Origin of the sequence: Burkholderia sp. D-99, from assembly GCF_011605345.1 — a bacterium.
GTDB lineage: Bacteria > Pseudomonadota > Gammaproteobacteria > Burkholderiales > Burkholderiaceae > Burkholderia.
Map to the genome: position 1 here is coordinate 484,522 of NZ_JAAOXM010000003.1, position 19,278 is coordinate 503,799.

Genomic DNA, 19,278 nt, shown 5'->3' on the forward strand with positions numbered 1-19,278 from the left:
CCGGCGGGCCGGCGCGGGCACGCGGCCCGGCACGCATTCTACGATGCCCGGTCGGGCCCGGTCACCCCTTGCCTGCGTCAAGGTGCCGCATAGGTCACGCGGTAGATGGCGCCGGCGTAATCGTCGCTGATGAGCAGCGAGCCGTCCGGTAGCGGCAGTACGTCGGCCGGGCGTCCCCATACCGTGCCGTCGGACCGCAGCCAGCCCGTGACGAATGGCGTCTGGCGCGCCTGGCTGCCGTCCGCCGACACGATCACACGCATCACGCGGTAGCCGACCTTCGTGCTGCGGTTCCACGAGCCGTGTTCGGCAATGAACACGTTATTGCGATACGACGCCGGAAACATCGGCCCGGTATAGAAGCGCATGCCGAGCGCGGCAACGTGCGCGCCGAGCTTCAATACGGGCGGCACGTAGCGGCGGCATACGTCGGCACTGCCGAATTCGGGGTCGGGCGTGTCGCCGCCATGACAATAAGGAAAGCCGAAGTCGAGCCCGGCGCGCGGGGCGCGGTTCAGCTTGTCGTCGGGCACGTCGTCGCCCATCATGTCGCGCCCGTTGTCGGTAAACCACAGCTCACCCGAATCGGGGTGCCACGCGAAGCCGACCGTATTGCGTACGCCGCGCGCGACAACCTCGTTCCCGCTACCGTCCGCCTTCATGCGTGCGATGATCGCGTAGCGGCTGCGATCGGCGAGACAGACGTTGCACGGTGCGCCGGTCGGCACGTACAGCTTGCCGTCAGGGCCGAACGCGATGAATTTCCAGCCGTGATGGTGTTCGGTCGGCAGCGCGTCGGTTACGACGGCGGGTGTGGGCGGTGTGGCGAGCCGGTCGTCGATGTGATCGAGACGCAGGATGCGCGATACGGCGGATATATAGAGTGCGCCGCTACGGTAGGCGACGCCGACGGGCATGTCGAGCCCGGACGCGATCACGTAGCGCGCACTGATCCGGCCCTCGTGCATCACGAACGCATGCACGCGACCTTCCCGGGTGCCGACATACAGGATGCCGCGCGGCGACCACGCCATTTCGCGCGCGGTCGGTACCGCATCGGTCAGCACTTCGACGTGGAAGCCGGGCGGCACGACGAGTTCGCCCACCGGCAACGGCGCGGCAAACGCCGGTGCGGATGCGAGGCAGGCAAGACCGGCAAGCAGCGCCGCGAAACGGTGCTGCGCGCGGCGCATCGAGGCGGCGCGAAGGGGCGGCATGACGGTGTGGAGCGTCCCGGACACGACGATTGTATGCCCGCCTGACAGGCCGCCCGTGGATTTTTTACGCGTAAGTGTTTGTTGTACCTCTGGTTTCCGGCTATAATCGCGTGTTTCAGTAGTTTCGAACCCGGTTTTCCGAAGGACATCATATGGTTATCATCCGTCTGGCTCGTGGCGGCTCGAAGAAGCGCCCGTTCTACAACATCGTCGCTACCGATTCGCGCAACCGTCGTGACGGCCGCTTCATCGAGCGCGTCGGTTTCTACAACCCGGTCGCTACGAAGGGCGAATCGCTGCGTATCGCTCAGGATCGCCTGACGTACTGGCAAGGCGTTGGCGCGCAACTGTCGCCGACCGTCGAGCGTCTCGTGAAGGAAGCGCAAAAGGCGCAACCGGCTGCCTAACATGGCACGGTGTGCCGGTCGTGCCGGCTGTGAGGTGCATTGATGGCGGGTCACGATTCCGGTAATGCAAGGCGCGGGCGTGCGTCGTTTGGCGCATTCGTCCGCAAGCCGGTCGAGCGCGACGCTGTCGCGAACGCCGGTGAGGCTGCCGAGCAGGGTAGTCTCGAGGTGGCGCAAGCCTGGCCCGACGATGCCGTCGAGGTCGGGGCGGTGGTCGACGCCTATGGCCTGAAGGGCTGGGTCAAGGTGGCGGCGCATGCCGACGCCGGTCGCGGCGGCGATGCGCTGCTCAAGGCGCGTCGCTGGTGGCTGGAGCGCGGCGCGGAGCGGCTTTCCGTTCGCATCATGCAGTCGAAGACGCACAGCGACACTGTCGTTGCGCAACTCGAGGGTGTGAGCGATCGCGATGCTGCGCTGGCCATGCGTGGCTTTCGCGTGTTCGTGCGTCGGGAAGATTTCCCGGCATTGGCCGCGGACGAATTCTATTGGGTCGACCTGATCGGTCTCGATGTCGTCAACGAGCAATCGGTGGCGCTTGGGAAGGTGAGCGGGATGATCGACAATGGCGTGCATTCGATCATGCGTGTCGAGTATCCGGCGACCGGCAAAGACGGTCAGCCGACCACCGACGAGCGGTTGATTCCGTTCGTCGGCGTATACGTCAAAACGGTGGACCAGGCGGCGCGTCGCATCGTCGTCGACTGGGAAGCCGATTACTGAAATGAACCAGGTTACCGAGAGCGCGGTGCAGTTCGACGTCGTCACGCTCTTCCCCGAGATGTTCCGTGCACTGACCGACTGGGGGATCACCAGCCGGGCCGTCAAGCAAGGGCGCTTCGGGTTGCGCACCTGGAACCCGCGTGATTTCACGACGGACAACTACCGCACGGTCGACGATCGTCCGTACGGCGGCGGTCCGGGCATGGTGATGCTGGCCAGGCCGCTCGAAGCCGCGATCGATGCCGCGAAAGCGGCACAGGCGGAACAGGGCATCGCGAGCACGCGTGTCGTGATGATGTCGCCGCAAGGTGCACCGCTCACGCACGATCGCGCGGTACGGATGGCGCAGGAACCCGGTGTCGTCGTGCTGTGCGGCCGCTATGAAGCGATCGACCAGCGCCTGCTCGATCGGTGCGTCGACGAGGAAATCAGCCTCGGCGATTTCGTCCTGTCCGGCGGAGAGTTGCCGGCGATGGCGATGATGGATGCCGTCGTGCGGTTGCTGCCCGGCGTGCTGAACGATTCGCTGTCGGCCGTGCAGGACAGTTTCGCCGACGGGCTGCTCGATTGTCCTCACTACACGCGCCCGGAGGAATACGACGGCGTGCGCGTGCCGGACGTGCTGCTCGGCGGGCATCATGCCGAGATCGAGCGGTGGCGGCGGCAGGAAGCCTTGCGGAATACATTGCGGAAGCGGCCGGACCTGATCGTCCGGGCGCGCCGCGAGAAGTTGTTGAGCCGGGCCGACGAGGCGTGGCTTGCGAACCTCGCACGCGAAGCGAAGAACGCCTCCTGAGGCGGCTGCGCGGGCGGGAATTGGCGGTGTCGTGCATGCGTGCGCGGTACCTGATGTGAATCCATCCTCTATCGGGGCCAGGCCTGGAAGCAGGCGGGTGCCAACGCCGACACGATGGCATAAGGAGTCAGTAATGAATCTGATCGAAAAACTTGAGCAGGAAGAAATCGAGCGCGCGCTCGCCGGCAAGACGATTCCCGATTTCGCCCCGGGCGATACGGTGATCGTGAACGTGAACGTGGTTGAAGGTACCCGCAAGCGCGTTCAGGCTTACGAAGGCGTCGTGATCGCGATTCGCAGCCGTGGTCTGAACTCGAACTTCATCGTCCGCAAGATCTCGTCGGGCGAAGGCGTCGAGCGTACGTTCCAGACGTACTCGCCGCTGCTGGCAAGCATCGTCGTGAAGCGTCGCGGTGATGTGCGTCGTGCGAAGCTGTACTACCTGCGCGAGCGTTCGGGCAAGTCGGCTCGTATCAAGGAAAAGCTGGTGTCGAAGGATCGCGCCGCAGCAGCTTCCCAAGAGTAAGAGCTGTAAGGAAAAAGCACCCACCCGGGTGCTTTTTTCATTCTGGCGCGACAATATGCTCGATACGACACGAACCCGAGAGCCCCATTGAATCGCCGCCCCATCATCGATCCCGAAGTCCTGCCGGTCGAAGGCACCGGCGCCGGCCTGCCGGCCATCGATTCCCGCCTGATGACGCCGTCCGGCCTGCGCAACCGTTTCACACGCACGCTCGAATGGAGCGTCGAGCCCGGCGAGGCGAGACTGCAGGAGGGCGTCGATCCGCGTAGCGCGGCTGTCCTCGTCCCGCTCGTCGTCCGCGAGTCCGGCCTCACAATGCTGCTGACCCAGCGCGCTGACCACCTGAACGACCACGCCGGACAGATCAGCTTCCCCGGCGGTCGTCGCGAACCGTTCGATCGCGATGCAACCGCAACCGCGCTGCGCGAGGCGAAGGAAGAAATCGGGCTGGCAGACGAGCGTGTCGAGATCCTCGGCGCGTTGCCCGACTACCTGACCGGCACGGGCTTCTGCGTGACGCCGGTGGTCGGCCTCGTGCATCCGCCGTTCACCGTGCAGGCCGACACTTTCGAAGTGGCCGAGATTTTCGAAGTGCCGCTCGCATTCCTGATGAATCCCGCGAACCATCAGGTTCGTGTGTTCCGCTGGGAAGGCGGTGAGCGTCGTTTTTTTGCGATGCCCTATCCGAATGGCGAACCCGGCGGGCATTACTTCATCTGGGGCGCAACTGCCGGCATGTTGCGCAATCTGTACCGCTTCTTGGCCGCCGGCTAGGCGCGCACGGCGGCTGGCGCGCGCGGCCGGCTGCCGCGCGACCGCGCCGGCAGCCATCCGGTGCTTACGCTGTGCTATCGTTATGCAAAAAATGACATAACTCCGAAGACGGCGCCACGCATGACTTTCTTTTCGGTTCTCCTCGCCCTCATCATCGAACAGGTCCGCGCGTTGTCGCCGAACAATCCGGTGTTCGCGCTGTTCCAGTTTCATGCGGAAACCGTCGCGCATGGTCTCGACGCAGGCAAGCAGAAGCACGGCATCCTCGCATGGCTCGCGGTCGTGCTGCCGTGGGTGCTGATCGTCGCGCTGGTCTATTTCCTGCTGTACAAGGTGAGCTTCGTGCTCGCGTTCATCTGGAACGTCGTCGTCGTGTATTTCACGCTCGGCTTCCGCCAGTTCAGCCACTACTTCACCGACATCCACCTCGCGCTCAACAACGATGACGTGCCGCGTGCGCGCGAAATCCTGCACGAGTGGACGGGTATCGACACGGTCGACATGCCGGTCGGCGAAATCGTCCGTCACACGCTGATTCACGCCGTTGTCGCATCGCATCGCCACGTGTTCGGCGTGTTCTTCTGGTACGTGCTGCCGATCGGCCCGGCCGGTGCGGTGCTGTACCGGATTTCCGAATACCTCGCGCGCAGCTGGTCGACGCCGGGCGACGACCGCACGGCGGCCTTCTCGACGTTCGCGCAGCGCGCGTTCTTCGTGATCGACTGGATTCCCTCGCGACTGACCGCACTCGGCTTCGCAATCGTCGGCAATTTCGAGGACGCGATCTACGCGTGGCGCAACCACACGCGTCAGTGGCCCGATCCGAACGACGGCGTCCTGCTGGCCGCCGGTAGCGGAGCGCTCGGCGCACGCCTCGCCGGGCCGCTCGCGGAACCGTCGAGCCTCGATGCGCTGGCGGTCGGCGACAGCGGCCCGTTGACGGTGGGCGATGATTGCACGCCGCGTACGCTGCAATCGGCGGTTGGCCTCGTCTGGCGCGCGGTGATCCTGTGGATGATTCTGCTGCTGATGCTGACGCTCGCCGTCTGGGTGTCGTGACGGGGCGGTACGGTACCCGATGAAAGGCAAAAGGCCGGCTTGATGCCGGCCTTTCTGCTGTGGATCAATCGTCGCGCGGGTCGCGTACGGCGCCGCATTGCCAGCACGCGGTGAACTGGGCTTCGAGCGCCTCGCCGCACTGCCGGCAGCGCCACGGCGCGGCACCGGCCGACGGGCCGTGCGACGCGGCATCGAGGAGCCGGCGCGCGAGCGCGTCGTCGCGTTCGTCGTCGAGCCACAGCTCGGGCGTGCACGCGTCGGCGGGCAGGCCACCCAGCGCGCCGGTCGCGTAGCAGTTATGCAGCTCGCAACCGATGCCCGCCACCTGAAGCACGTTGGCCCAATGCTGCGCCGTCGCAAGATTGGGTGCCTTGAAACGCATGGCGGCTCCTGTCGGTGAAGGCCGGTCCGAACGGTGCCGGCCACCGCGCGCCTGTCGCGCGATCAGCGGACGATCTGGCTCGCCTCGTGTACGAGCTGCGCATACAGCGCATGCCGCGACGGCGCGATGCGGCCGTCGTCGACGGCTTCGAGAATCGCGCAGCCGGGCTCGTGCAGATGATGACAATTATAGAAACGGCAGTCGGCGAGCAGCGGCCGGAACTCCGGAAATGCACGCTCGAGACGGCCTTCCGTCAGGTGGTAGAGGCCGAATTCCTGGAAGCCCGGCGAATCGATCAGGGCGCCGCCGCCCTCCAGCGGGTAGAGGCGCGTGAACGTCGTCGTGTGACGGCCGCTGTTGAGCGCGGCCGAAATCTCGCGCGTGGCGGCTTCGGCATCGGGAACGAGCAGGTTCACGAGCGTCGACTTGCCCATCCCGGACTGGCCGAGCAGGATCGTCGAATGCCCGGCGAGGTGCGGCATCAGTTGCGCGCGCGCGTCGTCGGGCGAGCCTTTCACCGACAGCTCGAGCACGTCATAGCCGAGTGCGCGGTAGGGCGCGAGGCGTTCGCGCGCGACCGGCAGCGCGGCTTCGACGTCGATCTTGTTCAGCACGACGAGCGGCTTCAGCTCGTTCGCCTCGGCGGCAATCAGCGCGCGGCCGAGCAGGTCCTCGCTGAAGTAGGGCTCGGTCGCGAGCACGATCAGCAACTGGTCGAGGTTGGCCGCGAACAGCTTCGACTTGAACTGGTCGGAACGGTACAGCAGGTTGCGTCGTTCGCCGATCTCGACGATGACGCCCTGGTCGGCTGATGCGAGTTCGTAAGCAACACGGTCGCCGACCGCGATATCGCTCTTCTTGCCGCGCGGGAAGCACTGCAGCATCGGGCCGCCGTCGTCGGGCGCGACGATGTAGTGGCGCCCGTGCGCCGCGATCACGCGGCCTTCGGCACGTTGCGCGCCCGATGCGCGCGGGGCCGGCTTGCGGGAGGTCGGCCGGCTCATGCGTGCTGCATCAGGCGGTCGATCCGCTGCGAGGCAGGCGGATGCGAGTAGTAGAAGGCCGTGTAGACGGGGTCGGGCGTCAGCGTCGACGCGTTGTCCTCATAGAGCTTCACGAGTGCGCTGACGAGATCCTGCGCGTCGGTCTGGCTGGCCGCGAATGCGTCGGCCTCGAATTCGTGCTTGCGCGACGTGAGGCTGCCGAACGGTGTCGCGAAGAACAGGAACACGGGAATCGCGAGGAAGAACAGCACAAGCGCGGCACCCGCGTTGCTCGTGTCGAGCGACGGCGTGACTCCAAGCCCGGTGTAGAACCATGTGCGTTGCGCAAGCCAGCCGAGCAGCGCGAGCAGCACGAGGCTCAGCACGAACGACACGAGCATCCGCTTCATCACGTGGCGGCGCTTGAAGTGGCCGAGTTCGTGCGCAAGCACGGCCTCGATTTCCTGGCCGGACAGGCGCGCGAGCAGCGTGTCGAAGAACACGATCCGCTTCGAGGCGCCGAAGCCCGTGAAGTACGCGTTGCCGTGCGCGGAGCGGCGGCTGCCGTCCATCACGAACAGGCCCTTCGCCGCAAAGCCGCAGCGCTTCATCAGCGACTCGATGCGCGCGCGCAGCGCGTCGTCCTTCAGCGGCTCGAACTTGTTGAAGATCGGTGCGATGAAGGTCGGGTAGATCAGCAGCACGAGCATCTGGAACGCGACCCAGACGATCCAGGTCCACAGCCACCAAAGGCTGCCGGCCTGGTTCATCAGCCACAGCACGACGAACAGCAGCGGCAGGCCGAGTGCGGCGCCGAGCAGCGAGTTTTTCAGCATGTCGGTGAAAAACAGCCGCTTCGTCATCCGGTTGAAGCCGAAGCGCTGTTCGATCCCGAACTGGCGGTAATACTCGAACGGGACGTCGATTACGCTCGTTATCACGAGCACCGCCGCGACGAGCGCGACCTGCTGCCCGTAGCCGCGGCCGAGCCAGCCGGTGAGCAGCGTGTCGAGCGCGCCGACGCCGCCGAGCAGCGTGAGGCCGACCAGCACGGCCGCGCTGACGACGATCTCGAGCATCGTCAGCCGGGTGCGCTCGACCGTATAGTCGGCCGCGCGCTGGTGGGCGGTCAGCGGGATGGTCGCGCTGAACTGCGCGGGGACGCCGTTGCGGTGCGCCGCGACGAAGCGGATCTGCCGCGACGCGAGCCACAGCTTGGTGACGACCATCGCGAGTACGGCGAGCGCGAACAGCAGGGTGAACGAAAAGGGTGACATCGAAGGCGCCAAAGGGTTCTATGCGAGAATTATATGTTCTTGCGGACCGGGCCCGCTGATGCGATGCCGGCCGCCCGGGCGGCGCCGCGCGCCGTCCGCCATTTTCCAGGATGACTCATGACCGATACCGCCGCTTCCACCAGCCAGCCAGCGCTCGTGCGCAACGAGTTGAACCTCGTCTGGCTCGACATGGAGATGACGGGCCTCGACCCGGATAACGACCGCATCATCGAGATCGCGGTCGTCGTGACCAATTCCACGCTCGACATCGCGGTCGAAGGCCCCGTGTTCGCGATCCACCAGAGCGACGAAACGCTCGCGAAGATGGACGACTGGAACAAGTCGACGCACGGCCGCTCGGGCCTGATCGACCGCGTGCGCGCGTCGACCTTGACCGAAGCGGAAGCCGCCGCGCAGTTGCAGGCATTCCTCGCGCAGTACGTGTCGCCCGGCAAGTCGCCGATGTGCGGCAACTCGATCTGCCAGGACCGACGCTTCATGGCGCGCTGGATGCCCGAATTCGAGCGGTTCTTCCACTACCGCAACCTCGACGTCAGTACGCTCAAGGAGCTGTGCCGCCGCTGGCAGCCCGCGATCTACAAGGGTTTCCAGAAGCGCGCGATGCATACGGCGCTCGCGGACATCCACGAATCGATCGACGAGCTGAAGTACTACCGTGAGCATTTCCTGATTCCGGCCGCGCCGGCTTCGGCGGGCGAATCCGCGCCGGCCGCCTGAGCGGGCCGGCACGCGCCCGGCGCTGGGTACAGGCTCAGCGCCGCGCGCTTTTCGGCCGGAACGCCGCGACCACCGCGGCGTCGGTTTCGATATACGGGCCGCCGATCAGGTCGATGCAGTAGGGCACCGCGGCGAAGATGCCGGGCACGGTCGACTTGCCGTCGGCATCGCGCAACCCTTCGAGCGTTTCCCGGATCGATTTCGGCTGACCGGGCAGGTTGATGATCAGCGCCGCATGGTCGGCCGTCTCGCGGATCACCGCGACCTGCCGCGACAGGATCGCGGTCGGCACGAAATTCAGGCTGATCTGCCGCATCTGTTCGCCGAACCCGGGCATTTCCTTCGTCGCCACGGCCAGCGTGGCCTCGGGCGTCACGTCGCGGCGCGCGGGGCCCGTGCCGCCCGTCGTCAGCACGAGGTCGCACCCCGCGACGTCGACGAGCTCGGCGAGCGTGGCGGAAATCGTGGGCGCATCGTCCTGGATCAGGCGCGTTTCGGCGCGCCACGGCGACACCAGCGCGCCGGCGAGCCACTCCTGCAGCGCCGGAATGCCCTTGTCTTCGTAGACGCCCGTGCTCGCGCGGTCGCTGATCGACACGAGGCCGACGACGAGCTCGTCCGGGTGGTTACGCTTCGTCGTCATGGTCGTCCCCGGCGTCGTCCGCCGCTTCGTCGTCCGCAACGGACGTGCCGCCAGCGGTCTTGATCCACTGGAACAGCTCGCGGAAATAGCGCGGCGGCTTGCCTTGCTGCGCTTCCTTGCGTGCGTTGCGGATCAGCATGCGGCCTTCCTGGATATCGGCTTCCGGGTGCTGGCGCAGGAATTCGGTCAGCGCGTCGTCGTTCGCGAGCAACTGTTCGCGCGTGCGTTCGATCCAGTGCAGGCGGGCCGTCGCGGCCTTGTTCACGCCGCGCTGCGCGTCGAGCGCGGTGCGCAGCGCGGCCGTCTCGTCGTCGGTCAGCGAGCGCATCACGCGGCCGACGTACTGGAGCTGGCGGCGCTTGCCTTCGTGATCGGTGATCCGGCGCGCCTCGCGCACGGCGTCCGAGAGGCTTTCGGGCATCGGCATGCGCTTCAGCGCGTCTTTCGGCAGATCGACGAGCGCCTGGCCGAGCACCTGCAGCTCGTGCATCTCGCGCTTCAACTGGGATTTGCTGGGGCGATCGTAGCCGTTGTCGTCGTCTTCGACGGCATGCTCGATCGGCTGGATTCGGGTTTTGCGTGTCATGGGCGGCATTGTATCGCGCCGCGGACACCCCAAGCTTGTCGGTGTCCGGCCCCGGACCTTGCTATGATCGCGGGATACGCAACATTTTGACCATGCGGGCGCCCGCCCGCCACCGGATACCAAGACGATGGCAGCCAATCTCGACGTACAAGCGCGCTATTTCCCGCACACGCAGGACCAGCTCAAAGAAATCGCGTCGGACATCCTTCGCCATGCGAAGGCACTCGGCGCGTCGGACGCCGCGACCGAAATCTCCGAAGGCGACGGCCTGTCGGTGTCGGTGCGCCGCGGCGAAGTCGAAACGATCGAGCATAACCGCGACAAGATGGTCGGCGTGACCGTGTTCATCGGCAAGAAACGCGGCAACGCGAGCACGTCGGATTTCTCGCCGGGCGCGATCAAGGATACCGTCGCCGCCGCCTACAACATTGCGCGCTTCACGGCCGAGGACGAGGCCGCCGGCCTCGCCGAGGCCGAGCTGCTCGAAACCGACCCGCGCGACCTCGATCTGTACCACCCGTGGGCGCTGACGGCCGACGAGGCCGTCGAGCTCGCCCGCCGCGCGGAAGATGCCGCATTCGCGGTCAGCCCGCAGATCCGCAATTCGGAAGGCGCGAGCGTGTCGGCCCAGCATTCGCAGTTCGTGCTCGCGACGTCGCGTGGCTTCCTGTCCGGCTACCCGTATTCGCGCCACTACATCGCCTGCGCGCCGATCGCGGGCAGCGGCCGCCACATGCAGCGCGACGACTGGTATTCGTCGAAGCGCAGCGCAATCGATCTCGCGGCGCCCGAAGCGGTGGGCCGTTACGCGGCCGAGCGTGCGCTCGCGCGGATGGGCGCGCGCCGTCTCGACACCCGCAAGGTGCCCGTGCTGTTCGAGGCGCCGCTCGCGGCCGGGCTGCTCGGCGCGTTCGTACAGGCGGTGAGTGGCGGCGCGCTGTACCGCAAGACGTCGTTCCTCGTCGACAGCCTCGGCAAGCCGGTGTTCGCGCCGCACATCCAGGTCGTCGAGGATCCGCACGTGCCGCGCGCGATGGGCAGCGCGCCGTTCGACGAGGAAGGCGTGCGCACGCGCGCACGCAGCGTCGTCAAGGATGGCGTGGTCGAAGGCTACTTCCTGTCGACCTATTCGGCGCGCAAGCTCGGCACGCAAACCACCGGCAACGCGGGCGGCTCGCACAACCTCGCGCTGCGCAGCTCGAACACGCAGCCGGGCGACGATTTCGACGCCATGCTGAAGAAGCTCGGCACGGGCCTGTTGCTGACCGAGCTGATGGGGCAGGGCGTGAACTACGTAACGGGCGACTATTCGCGCGGCGCGGCGGGCTTCTGGGTCGAAAACGGCGTGATCCAGTATCCGGTCGAGGAAATCACGGTCGCGAGCACGCTGCAGGAAATGTTCCGGCATATCGTCGCGATCGGCGCCGATTCGATCGTGCGCGGCACGAAGGAAACGGGCTCGGTGCTGATCGAGCAGATGACGATCGCCGGGCAGTAAGCGGCGCGCGGCATCGGCCGCCATCAAACGAAAAAGCCCGACGGCGTGAGCCTGTCGGGCTTTTTCATTGCGCGCGATACGTCAGCCGTGCTTGCGCTCGTAGACGACGAACGCATAGCCGAACGTGTTTGGCGCGGCGGCCTGGTGCACATCGCGCGACACTTCCTGCCAGTGCGCGGCGTCGGGTGCCGGGAACGATGCGTCACCGTCGAAGTCGGCGTCGATCTCGGTGACGACCAGCTTGTCGGCGAGTGCGAGGCCTTCCGTATAGAGTTGCGCGCCACCGATCAGGAACGCCTCGGGCACCCCGTCGCGCGCGGCGAGCGCCAGCGCATCGGCGAGCGACGTGACCGAATCGCAGCCGTCGAAGCGTCGCGTGGCGTCGCGCGTGACGACGATATTGCGGCGGCCCGGCAGCGGCCGGCCGATCGACTCGTGGGTCTTGCGACCCATCACGATCGGTGCGCCCATCGTCGTGCGCTTGAAGAAGGCGAGATCCTCGGGAAGTTTCCAGGGCAACTGGTTGTCGCGGCCGATGATGCCGTTGCGGGCACGCGCGACGATCAGGGTCAACGTCGTCATGAAGGTCGGGGGAGAGGAAAACCGGAATGGCGCCGATTTTACCGGAACGGCGGCGCGCACCGGTTCCGGATGTGTGCATCCGCCTTCCTGCGCTGCGCGCCGCGACGTTTGAAGCAACGCGTCGCGGCAACGGAATGAATAAAAAGAGTGCCCGCCGGGGGACGGAGCACAAAACCGTTTCGTGTTGCGAGATCGCAGGAGGCCGGCATCTGATCGATGCTGTTCGGCCCGCTAAAATCAATATGTGATCCTTATCAAATGGATCGATCGGTGCTCACTGGTGCGTGCTGCCTTGCGTGGTGCCTTCCATCGCGTGCTGCGCGTCGCCAGGCTGCGGTGCCGGGAGTGGCATCGGCAACTGGGGCGGCGGGGGGATCTCGTCCCACAGTGTCACTGAAGTCCTGCCGGCCGGCAGCGGTTGCGGTGCCGACACGGTCACGATGCCGAACCCGATGCCGTGCTGCATGCTCGGCACGTTTGCCGCAAGCAGCATTGCGTGATCCGGACTCGAGCTTTCGTCTGCGCGTACGGGCGTAGGCGGGCCCGCGGCCGCGACCGCAATGGTCATCGGCACGAAAGAAAGTAAAAGATGTTTTCGCATGGTCGCTGTCTCCGACGTTTTCCATATTCAGCGAAATGCATGCCATCGCGCCGCGACCGTTGTCGAGCCTGCGATTCGTGCGCAAGCGTTGCGAATTGTGTCGGAAAACGGCTGAAAATGTTTCAGGCCTGAAACGAGGGGGCTCGGGAATACTGCGGATTCAATCGATACGCTTCAAGGATGACAATCGTCGCATGCGTTGATGGCAGAACGCATCGCTGCGCAGGTGCTATGTGCAGACGATTGACATGCATCGACCTCCTGAGCGATTCGGCCGTATCGCCCACCGCGCTGAAATCGGATTGTCGTATTCAGTGCCTATAACTAAGCTGTCTTGATCAAAATAACTGGACGCGAGATAAGCGCCATCATGCGAGGCTTTGTCGTCGCCGCGCATCGGCATGGCGAATCGAGCCGCCTTCGGCTGACCCGATTCGAACCTTTCGCACGTGACCTGGCGTGCACGGCAATCGTTAGACGGTTGAGGAACGGGGTGAGGATATGGGAGCCGATCTGCGGCACGTGATCTACTATTCGCGCGAACCGAACGACGCGTTGCGCGGCCATTTCGACGAATGCGGTTGGCGTGTCGATCTCGCGGAGACCGTGCGAGACGTACGACGCGTCGTGCAGCACGGTGTCGCAACGGCCGGGCTGCTGGATTTTTCGCCGGGCTTCAAGCCCTCGGACCTGCGCGAACTCGAATCCTGTCTGAGCATTCAGCACATCGGCTGGATCGCGGCGACGCGCCGCGGCCAGTTGCAGGACGCCACGCTGCGCCATCTCATTCGTGACTACTGTTTCGACTACGTGACGATGCCGTACGAGACGGCGCGGATCGTCGAGACCGTCGGTCATGCGCACGGCATGGTCGCGCTGACGGAACCCGTTGCGCCGCCCGTCGGCGCCGGACGCAGCGAAGGCGAAATGGTTGGAACCTGCGATGCGATGCTGGGGCTCTTCAGGACGATTCGCCGCGTCGCGGCAACCGATGCGCCGGTGTTCATCTCCGGCGAATCGGGTACGGGCAAGGAACTGACGGCGGTCGCGATTCATGAGCGTTCGTCGCGCGCGCAGGCGTCGTTCATCGCGATCAATTGCGGCGCGATCCCGTCGACGCTGCTGCAGGCCGAGCTGTTCGGCTATGAGCGCGGTGCGTTCACCGGCGCCAACCAGCGCAAGATCGGCCGCGTCGAGGCCGCCAACGGCGGCACGCTGTTTCTCGACGAGATCGGCGACTTGCCGCTCGAAAGCCAGGCAAGCCTGCTGCGCTTCCTGCAGGAAGGCAAGATCGAGCGGCTCGGTGCTCACGTATCGGTGCCCGTCGACGTGCGCGTGATCTGTGCGACGCACGTGGACATGGAGGCGGCGTTGCGCGAAGGGCGGTTCCGCGAGGACCTGTTCCATCGCCTGTGCGTGCTGAAGATCGAGGAACCGCCGTTGCGCGCGCGCGGCAAGGACATCGAGATACTCGCGCGCCACATGCTCGAGCGTTTCAAGGGCGACGCGCATCGTCGCCTGCGCGGCTTTTCCCCTGACGCGGTCGCGTCGCTGTACGGTTATTCGTGGCCGGGCAACGTGCGTGAACTGATCAATCGCGTGCGCCGCGCGATCGTCATGTCGGAGGGCCGGATGATCACTGCGGCCGATCTCGAGCTGAACGACTTTGCGACGCTCGCGCCTGTGTCGCTGCTGGAGGCGCGTGAGGCGGCCGAACGGCAGGCGATCGAGCAGGCGCTGTTGCGCCATCGCGGCCGTTTCGCGGATGCCGCGCGCGAACTCGGCGTGTCGCGCGTCACACTCTACCGGCTGATGTGCGCGCACGGGATGCGCGATCGGGGCGACACGCTGGCAGGGTTTTCGGCACCGTTGCCGGAGCTTCCTCACCACGCTTGCTAAAATTGGCGGGTACGGCCGCCCTCGCGGCCGAAGGAACCCGCATGAAACAGTATCTCGATCTCGTTCGTACCATTCTCGATACCGGCGCCTGGCAGGAGAACCGCACGGGGATCCGCACCATCAGCATGCCGGGCGCGATGCTCCGCTTCGACCTGCAGCAAGGTTTTCCGGCCGTAACGACCAAGAAGCTCGCGTTCAAGTCGGCGATCGGCGAACTGGTCGGCTTCCTGCGTGCTTCCCGCAGCGCGGCCGATTTCCGCGCGCTCGGCTGCAAGGTGTGGGACGCGAACGCGAACGAGAACGCGCAGTGGCTCGCGAACCCGTATCGCCAGGGCGTCGACGATCTCGGCGACGTGTACGGCGTGCAATGGCGCCAGTGGCCGGGCTACAAGGTGCTCGACGCTGGCGCCGACGCGCAGATCGCCGATGCGACGCGTCGCGGCTTCCGGATCGTCACGCGTTTCGACGAAGACGGCGCGCCAAAGGTGCTGCTGTACAAGGCGATCGACCAGCTGCGCCAGTGCCTGGACACGATCATGGAGAACCCGTCCGACCGCCGCATCCTGTTTCACGCGTGGAATCCTGCCGTGCTCGACCAGATCGCGCTGCCCGCGTGCCATCTGCTGTACCAGTTCCTGCCGAACGCGACGAAGCGCGAAATCTCGCTGTGCCTGTACATCCGCAGCAACGACGTCGGCCTCGGCACGCCGTTCAACCTGACGGAAGGGGCCGCGCTGCTGGCGCTCGTCGGCCGGCTGACGGGCTACACGCCGCGTTGGTTCACGTACTTCATCGGTGACGCGCACATCTACGAGAACCAGCTCGACATGCTGCAGCAGCAGCTCACGCGCGAGCCGTACGAAAGCCCGCGGCTCGAAATTTCCGAGCGTGTGCCGGATTACGCGAAGACGGGCGTTTATGCGCCCGAGTGGCTGGAGCAGATCGAGCCGTCCGATTTCTCGCTCGTCGGCTATCGCCACCATGAGCCGCTGACCGCACCGATGGCGGTCTGATCGCGCGGCCCGGGCCGCGCGGACGCATCGATCCGCTCCCCACAGGAAAAAGGCCCGACCGGCTGATACCGGTCGGGCCTTTTTGTTTCATGTTTGCGGCACTTACTGGCGATGCCGCTCTTCGTGACCGCCTTGCGGCGGCGGGTTGCTCGGGTGTGGCGCCTCGACGTGCGGCGCCGGTTGCGGACGCGGCTCCATGCGCGGCGCCTGCGGCTGCGGGCGCGGCATGTCGTGCACGGCAGGCGCCGGCGGCCGGTACTCGTTCACGCGCGGCGGTGCGATGTCGCGGTGCGGCGCCGGTTGCGCGAATTCGGGGCGCGGTTGCGGCGCCGGGGCGGCCCGTTCCGGTTGCGGCTGTGCGTGCTGGCCCGGCGTCTGGAAATCAGGGCGCGGACGCGGCTGCGAAATCTGCGCCGTGTTGTCGATCCTCGGTTGCGGCAGCGCTCGTGGCGCTTCGTTCCGGCCGCCGGGCTGCATGCCTTGCGGCATCAGTACGCCTTCCGGACGCGGCACCGCTGCGCTGCGCACGGGCGGCAGCGCATTCTGGCCCGCCGCGTGAAGGGCGGTCGGCGGGGCGGCGCGCTGACGTTCCATCGGCGTGTGCGGCTGCATCCACGCGGGTGACGGCGTCTCGGCTGCGTGTGCGCTGCCGATGCCCAGCGGCGTGTTGCTTGCGACCGGCGGATGCGGGACACCGTTGCCGGGGCCGAAGGCCTGATGCGGCGTCGCGTTGCCGGGCGCCTGCGGCATGCTGCCGTTGGCGAAATGCGGTGCGTTGGGCGGTTCGCCATTCGCCGGCCGCCCGGCATTCAGCGCGCCCGGCACCGGCGCACCCGGTGCACCCGTCCGTCCGGCCTGCACGGCAGGCGGCTGGCCTTCGCGCGGCGCGCGTGACGGCTGCACGACGGGGCCATGCGGATTCACGAGCTGCACATTGTGCATTGCCCACTCGCCGCCGCTCGGGTTACCCGGCACGCGGACCGGGCGGGCCCGGTAATCGGCCGGCACGCTCGTCTTCACGACCGGCGCACCGGCGCCCGGCACGCGCCCGCCTTGCTGTGCGAGATGGGCTGCTGCCTGGTCGCGATAGGCGGCCGGCACTGCAGGGTTGCGCGTCGCGACGTACGGATGCTGGGCAATCGCCGCCGGCGGACGGTAGTTCGCATTGCGCAGCCCGCCGGTGAAGCTCTGGCGCACCGGCGCAATGCCCGGCGTACCCGGCGTGACGTGTGCATTGCGCCATTGCTGCGGGTCAACGTGCTGCGAGAAGTGTGCGACAGGCTGGCCGTGCACGAACGCGGAGGCCGGTACGGCCGTGATCGCATGCGGCGCGCGGAAGTTGACGTACGTCTTGTTGATGTTGGTGATATTGGTGATGTTCGTCACGTTCACGGTCTTGTTCACGTTCACGTTGACGTTGTTCACCACGACGTTGCGGTTCACGCGGTCGTAGTAGTGCGGGCTCCAGCCGCCCCAGCCCGGATGCCACGGTTCGCCCGGGCCGAGCGCGAACCACGCGCAGCCGGCCGCGGCGACGCCGCCCACCGTGAGCGCGACGCTCCAGTCGGGACCGCCGCCCCCGCCGACGAACGCGACGAGTGCCGGCGCATAGACCGGCGGCTGGCTGACGACCATCGGGCCGGGCACCCACGCCCAGCTGTCGTCCACGTACGCCCATCGGCCATAGTGATACGGCGCGAAGCCCCATGGCGCGTCGTCGACCCACGTCCAGCCCCACGGTGCCTGCCAGATCCAGTGGCCGTCGTGATACGGCGCCCAGTCGGCCGGCGTGTCGTTCGGCACCCATACCTGCCCGTAATTCGGGGTTTCGCGCCACGTGCCGTTCGCGTCGAGATCCTGATAGCCGGGAATGTCGCGCGACACATAGCGGGCCGATACCGAGCGCTCTTCGGCCGCGTCGCGGCTGGCGGCCCACTGGTCGAGCGGGTCGGGGCCCGGCGCCGCCGATTGCTGCGCGACCTGCAGGTCGGTGCCCGTGAACACGACCTGCTGCCCGGGCGACAGCGGATACTGGCCGTTGCTGCCGTAGACGGTCGCACTGCCGCTGCGCACCGTGACCGTCGTGCTCGCGCCGTTCGGTGCGACATCGACGCGATAGTCGCCGGGGCCCGTGATGCCGAGCGCGAGGTTCGGCGTGTCGATTTCGTACGATCCGCCGGCCGGCAGATTGCGCACGTGCGTCGACAGGGTGCCGAGTCCCACTTTCAGCTGGGTCGTCGTGTCGTCGAGGTTCAGCACCGACAGGCTCGTCGACTCGCCGAGCCGTACCGCGGCCGAGCCGATGTGCAGTTCCGAGCGCGCACCGGCATCGTTCCAGAGCTGGTCGCCGGTTGTCAGCGGCCGGTTCACGGCGGCATACGACCACGTATCGGTGCCGGCCGGCTCGGTCGTCACGGCGCCCGACAGGTAATTGAGCCGCGCGACACGGCTGGGCGGATCGCCGCCCGGTTGCCGTGCCGCGGCCGCATAGGGAGGGGCGTCGGCCGATTGCGCGAATGCAGGGGGCAGTGCCGCAAGCGCGACGAACGCGAGCAGCGTGCAGCGGGCGGTTCGCTTGAGCGTGAACAGGGTGGCCATGGTGGGCGTCTTCGTCATTATCGCGGCGCGTCGATTCGTGCCGATGAGTTCACAATATCCGCTTGGCCTGTTTCAATGCCCCATGTTTTGTAAGTCGGATGGCACGCGATGTAACAAAACCTGTCCATCGCGCGCCGTTGTCGTGCAGACGCAATCCAGGCGTCAAGCGGACGTAAGCCACCCGTCGAAAACCTGCTGGCCGGGCACGGTCACGCGCAACACGCGCGGTCTTGCGGAACGTTCGATCCAGCCGTTCGCACAGAAGCTCTCGAGCAGCGCCGCGCCGAGCGCGCCACCGAGATGCGAGCGCCGCTCGCTCCAGTCGAGGCAGCCGCACGCGAAGCGGCGCCGGCGCGTGCGTTGCTGTGCGACGTCGATGCCCCATTGGGCCAGCGCCTGCGTGCCGAGTTCGGTGGCCTCGATCGCATCGCCGTCCGCGAGCAGCCAGCCGCGCGCGGTGAGCCCGTCGAAAATGCGTACGGCAAGTTCGCCGGCCATGTGGTCGTAGCAGGTGCGCGCATAGCGCAGTTCGGCTGGTACCGTGCGCGACGGCGGCGGAACCGGGCGGTGCGGCGCGGCCGCGCGGGCGACGTTTGCGAGCGCTTCGAGCGACGCTGCGATGTCGGCCGACGCGATGCGGTAGTAGCGATGCCGGCCGCGCACGTCGAGCGCGAGCAGGCCGCCTTCGGTCAAGCGCGCGAGGTGGGCGCTTGCGGCGGAGGGCGACAGCCCCGCGATCATCGTCAGTTCGCCTGCCGGTCGCGCGCTGCCGTCCATCAGCACCCACAGCATCGCGGCGCGCCCAGGGTCGGCGATCAGGGAGCCGATGCGGCTCAGGCCCGGAAAGTGGTGGTCGTCTTGGTCGGTCATCGTCGTGTCTCGTCAGGCGGGATGATCTTCAGTGTAGTGGGCGCGCGCATTCGATGTTTCGCTTTTGGCTGAAGTGTCGGATGCAGTCGCACCGGCGTCGTCGATCCGG

21 protein-coding genes are annotated in these 19,278 nt (G+C 66.6%); 11 read left to right on the forward strand and 10 right to left on the reverse strand.

The genetic code is table 11. From position 1 onward, the window contains the following. Positions 1–77: 77 nt before the first annotated feature. Positions 78–1,217 (reverse strand): sorbosone dehydrogenase family protein, encoded by a 1,140-nt coding sequence (locus tag HAV18_RS16270; protein WP_166957532.1) that lies wholly within the window; start codon positions 1,215–1,217, stop codon positions 78–80. Between the two features lie 152 nt (positions 1,218–1,369). On the opposite strand from HAV18_RS16270, the gene rpsP reads away from it, so the two are divergent. From rpsP to HAV18_RS16300, 6 genes are all read left to right on the forward strand, one after another. Then, positions 1,370–1,624 carry a 30S ribosomal protein S16 gene (rpsP, locus tag HAV18_RS16275; protein WP_006050280.1) on the forward strand — a complete coding sequence of 85 codons (255 nt, stop codon included), beginning with the start codon at positions 1,370–1,372 and terminating at the stop codon, positions 1,622–1,624. Between the two features lie 42 nt (positions 1,625–1,666). Further along, on the forward strand, positions 1,667–2,344 hold the full coding sequence (gene rimM / locus HAV18_RS16280) for a ribosome maturation factor RimM (RefSeq protein WP_166957534.1): 678 nt from the start codon (positions 1,667–1,669) through the stop codon (positions 2,342–2,344). Position 2,345: 1 nt separating this feature from the next. Next, on the forward strand, positions 2,346–3,140 hold the full coding sequence (gene trmD, locus HAV18_RS16285; RefSeq protein ID WP_043181891.1) for a tRNA (guanosine(37)-N1)-methyltransferase TrmD: 795 nt from the start codon (positions 2,346–2,348) through the stop codon (positions 3,138–3,140). A gap of 133 nt (positions 3,141–3,273) precedes the next feature. After that, the gene (gene rplS / locus HAV18_RS16290; protein WP_166957536.1) at positions 3,274–3,666 is read left to right on the forward strand and encodes a 50S ribosomal protein L19; all 393 of its coding nucleotides are present in this window, start codon (positions 3,274–3,276) and stop codon (positions 3,664–3,666) included. Positions 3,667–3,753: 87 nt separating this feature from the next. Then, on the forward strand, positions 3,754–4,440 hold the full coding sequence (locus HAV18_RS16295) for a CoA pyrophosphatase (RefSeq protein ID WP_166957538.1): 687 nt from the start codon (positions 3,754–3,756) through the stop codon (positions 4,438–4,440). 120 nt (positions 4,441–4,560) lie between these two features. After that, complete coding sequence (locus tag HAV18_RS16300; protein ID WP_166957540.1) at positions 4,561–5,499, forward strand: CobD/CbiB family protein; 939 nt, start codon at positions 4,561–4,563, stop codon at positions 5,497–5,499. A gap of 64 nt (positions 5,500–5,563) precedes the next feature. Here the strand turns inward: HAV18_RS16300 and HAV18_RS16305 are convergent, their stop codons facing one another. The 3 genes from HAV18_RS16305 to HAV18_RS16315 form a co-directional block, all read right to left on the reverse strand. Continuing rightward, positions 5,564–5,881, reverse strand: coding sequence for a DUF2007 domain-containing protein (locus HAV18_RS16305; protein WP_166957542.1), 318 nt, complete (start codon positions 5,879–5,881; stop codon positions 5,564–5,566). A 62-nt stretch (positions 5,882–5,943) separates the two neighbouring features. Then, the gene (gene rsgA, locus HAV18_RS16310; RefSeq protein ID WP_166957544.1) at positions 5,944–6,885 is read right to left on the reverse strand and encodes a ribosome small subunit-dependent GTPase A; all 942 of its coding nucleotides are present in this window, start codon (positions 6,883–6,885) and stop codon (positions 5,944–5,946) included. Then, complete coding sequence (locus HAV18_RS16315) at positions 6,882–8,141, reverse strand: M48 family metallopeptidase (RefSeq protein WP_166957546.1); 1,260 nt, start codon at positions 8,139–8,141, stop codon at positions 6,882–6,884. The genes rsgA and HAV18_RS16315 overlap by 4 nt, the downstream gene beginning before the upstream one ends. A gap of 117 nt (positions 8,142–8,258) precedes the next feature. Between HAV18_RS16315 and orn the strand changes: the two genes are divergently transcribed. Then, complete coding sequence (gene orn, locus HAV18_RS16320; RefSeq protein ID WP_166957548.1) at positions 8,259–8,879, forward strand: oligoribonuclease; 621 nt, start codon at positions 8,259–8,261, stop codon at positions 8,877–8,879. A gap of 34 nt (positions 8,880–8,913) precedes the next feature. Here the strand turns inward: orn and mog are convergent, their stop codons facing one another. After that, on the reverse strand, positions 8,914–9,522 hold the full coding sequence (gene mog / locus HAV18_RS16325) for a molybdopterin adenylyltransferase (RefSeq protein WP_080681382.1): 609 nt from the start codon (positions 9,520–9,522) through the stop codon (positions 8,914–8,916). Next, positions 9,506–10,108, reverse strand: a complete 603-nt coding sequence (gene yjgA / locus HAV18_RS16330) for a ribosome biogenesis factor YjgA (RefSeq protein ID WP_279573917.1) — start codon at positions 10,106–10,108, stop codon at positions 9,506–9,508. Before yjgA ends, mog begins: the two co-directional genes overlap by 17 nt. A 127-nt stretch (positions 10,109–10,235) precedes the next feature. On the opposite strand from yjgA, the gene pmbA reads away from it, so the two are divergent. After that, positions 10,236–11,606, forward strand: a complete 1,371-nt coding sequence (pmbA, locus tag HAV18_RS16335) for a metalloprotease PmbA (RefSeq protein ID WP_166957552.1) — start codon at positions 10,236–10,238, stop codon at positions 11,604–11,606. An 81-nt stretch (positions 11,607–11,687) separates the two neighbouring features. Here the strand turns inward: pmbA and HAV18_RS16340 are convergent, their stop codons facing one another. Continuing rightward, complete coding sequence (locus HAV18_RS16340; protein WP_166957554.1) at positions 11,688–12,188, reverse strand: dihydrofolate reductase; 501 nt, start codon at positions 12,186–12,188, stop codon at positions 11,688–11,690. Between the two features lie 26 nt (positions 12,189–12,214). Between HAV18_RS16340 and HAV18_RS16345 the strand changes: the two genes are divergently transcribed. Further along, on the forward strand, positions 12,215–12,436 hold the full coding sequence (locus HAV18_RS16345; protein WP_166957556.1) for a hypothetical protein: 222 nt from the start codon (positions 12,215–12,217) through the stop codon (positions 12,434–12,436). Between the two features lie 26 nt (positions 12,437–12,462). Here HAV18_RS16345 and HAV18_RS16350 read toward each other — a convergent pair whose 3' ends face one another. Continuing rightward, complete coding sequence (locus tag HAV18_RS16350; RefSeq protein WP_407062427.1) at positions 12,463–12,681, reverse strand: hypothetical protein; 219 nt, start codon at positions 12,679–12,681, stop codon at positions 12,463–12,465. Between the two features lie 609 nt (positions 12,682–13,290). Between HAV18_RS16350 and HAV18_RS16355 the strand changes: the two genes are divergently transcribed. Then, positions 13,291–14,688, forward strand: coding sequence for a sigma-54 dependent transcriptional regulator (locus HAV18_RS16355; protein ID WP_166957560.1), 1,398 nt, complete (start codon positions 13,291–13,293; stop codon positions 14,686–14,688). Between the two features lie 41 nt (positions 14,689–14,729). Next, the gene (locus HAV18_RS16360) at positions 14,730–15,701 is read left to right on the forward strand and encodes a thymidylate synthase (protein ID WP_166957562.1); all 972 of its coding nucleotides are present in this window, start codon (positions 14,730–14,732) and stop codon (positions 15,699–15,701) included. A 102-nt stretch (positions 15,702–15,803) separates the two neighbouring features. Here the strand turns inward: HAV18_RS16360 and HAV18_RS16365 are convergent, their stop codons facing one another. Next, complete coding sequence (locus HAV18_RS16365; protein WP_166957564.1) at positions 15,804–18,299, reverse strand: DUF6600 domain-containing protein; 2,496 nt, start codon at positions 18,297–18,299, stop codon at positions 15,804–15,806. A gap of 162 nt (positions 18,300–18,461) precedes the next feature. Continuing rightward, a complete protein-coding gene (locus HAV18_RS16370; protein ID WP_166957566.1) occupies positions 18,462–19,169 on the reverse strand; it encodes a helix-turn-helix transcriptional regulator in 708 nt (235 codons plus the stop codon). Between the last annotated feature and the right edge of the window lie 109 nt (positions 19,170–19,278).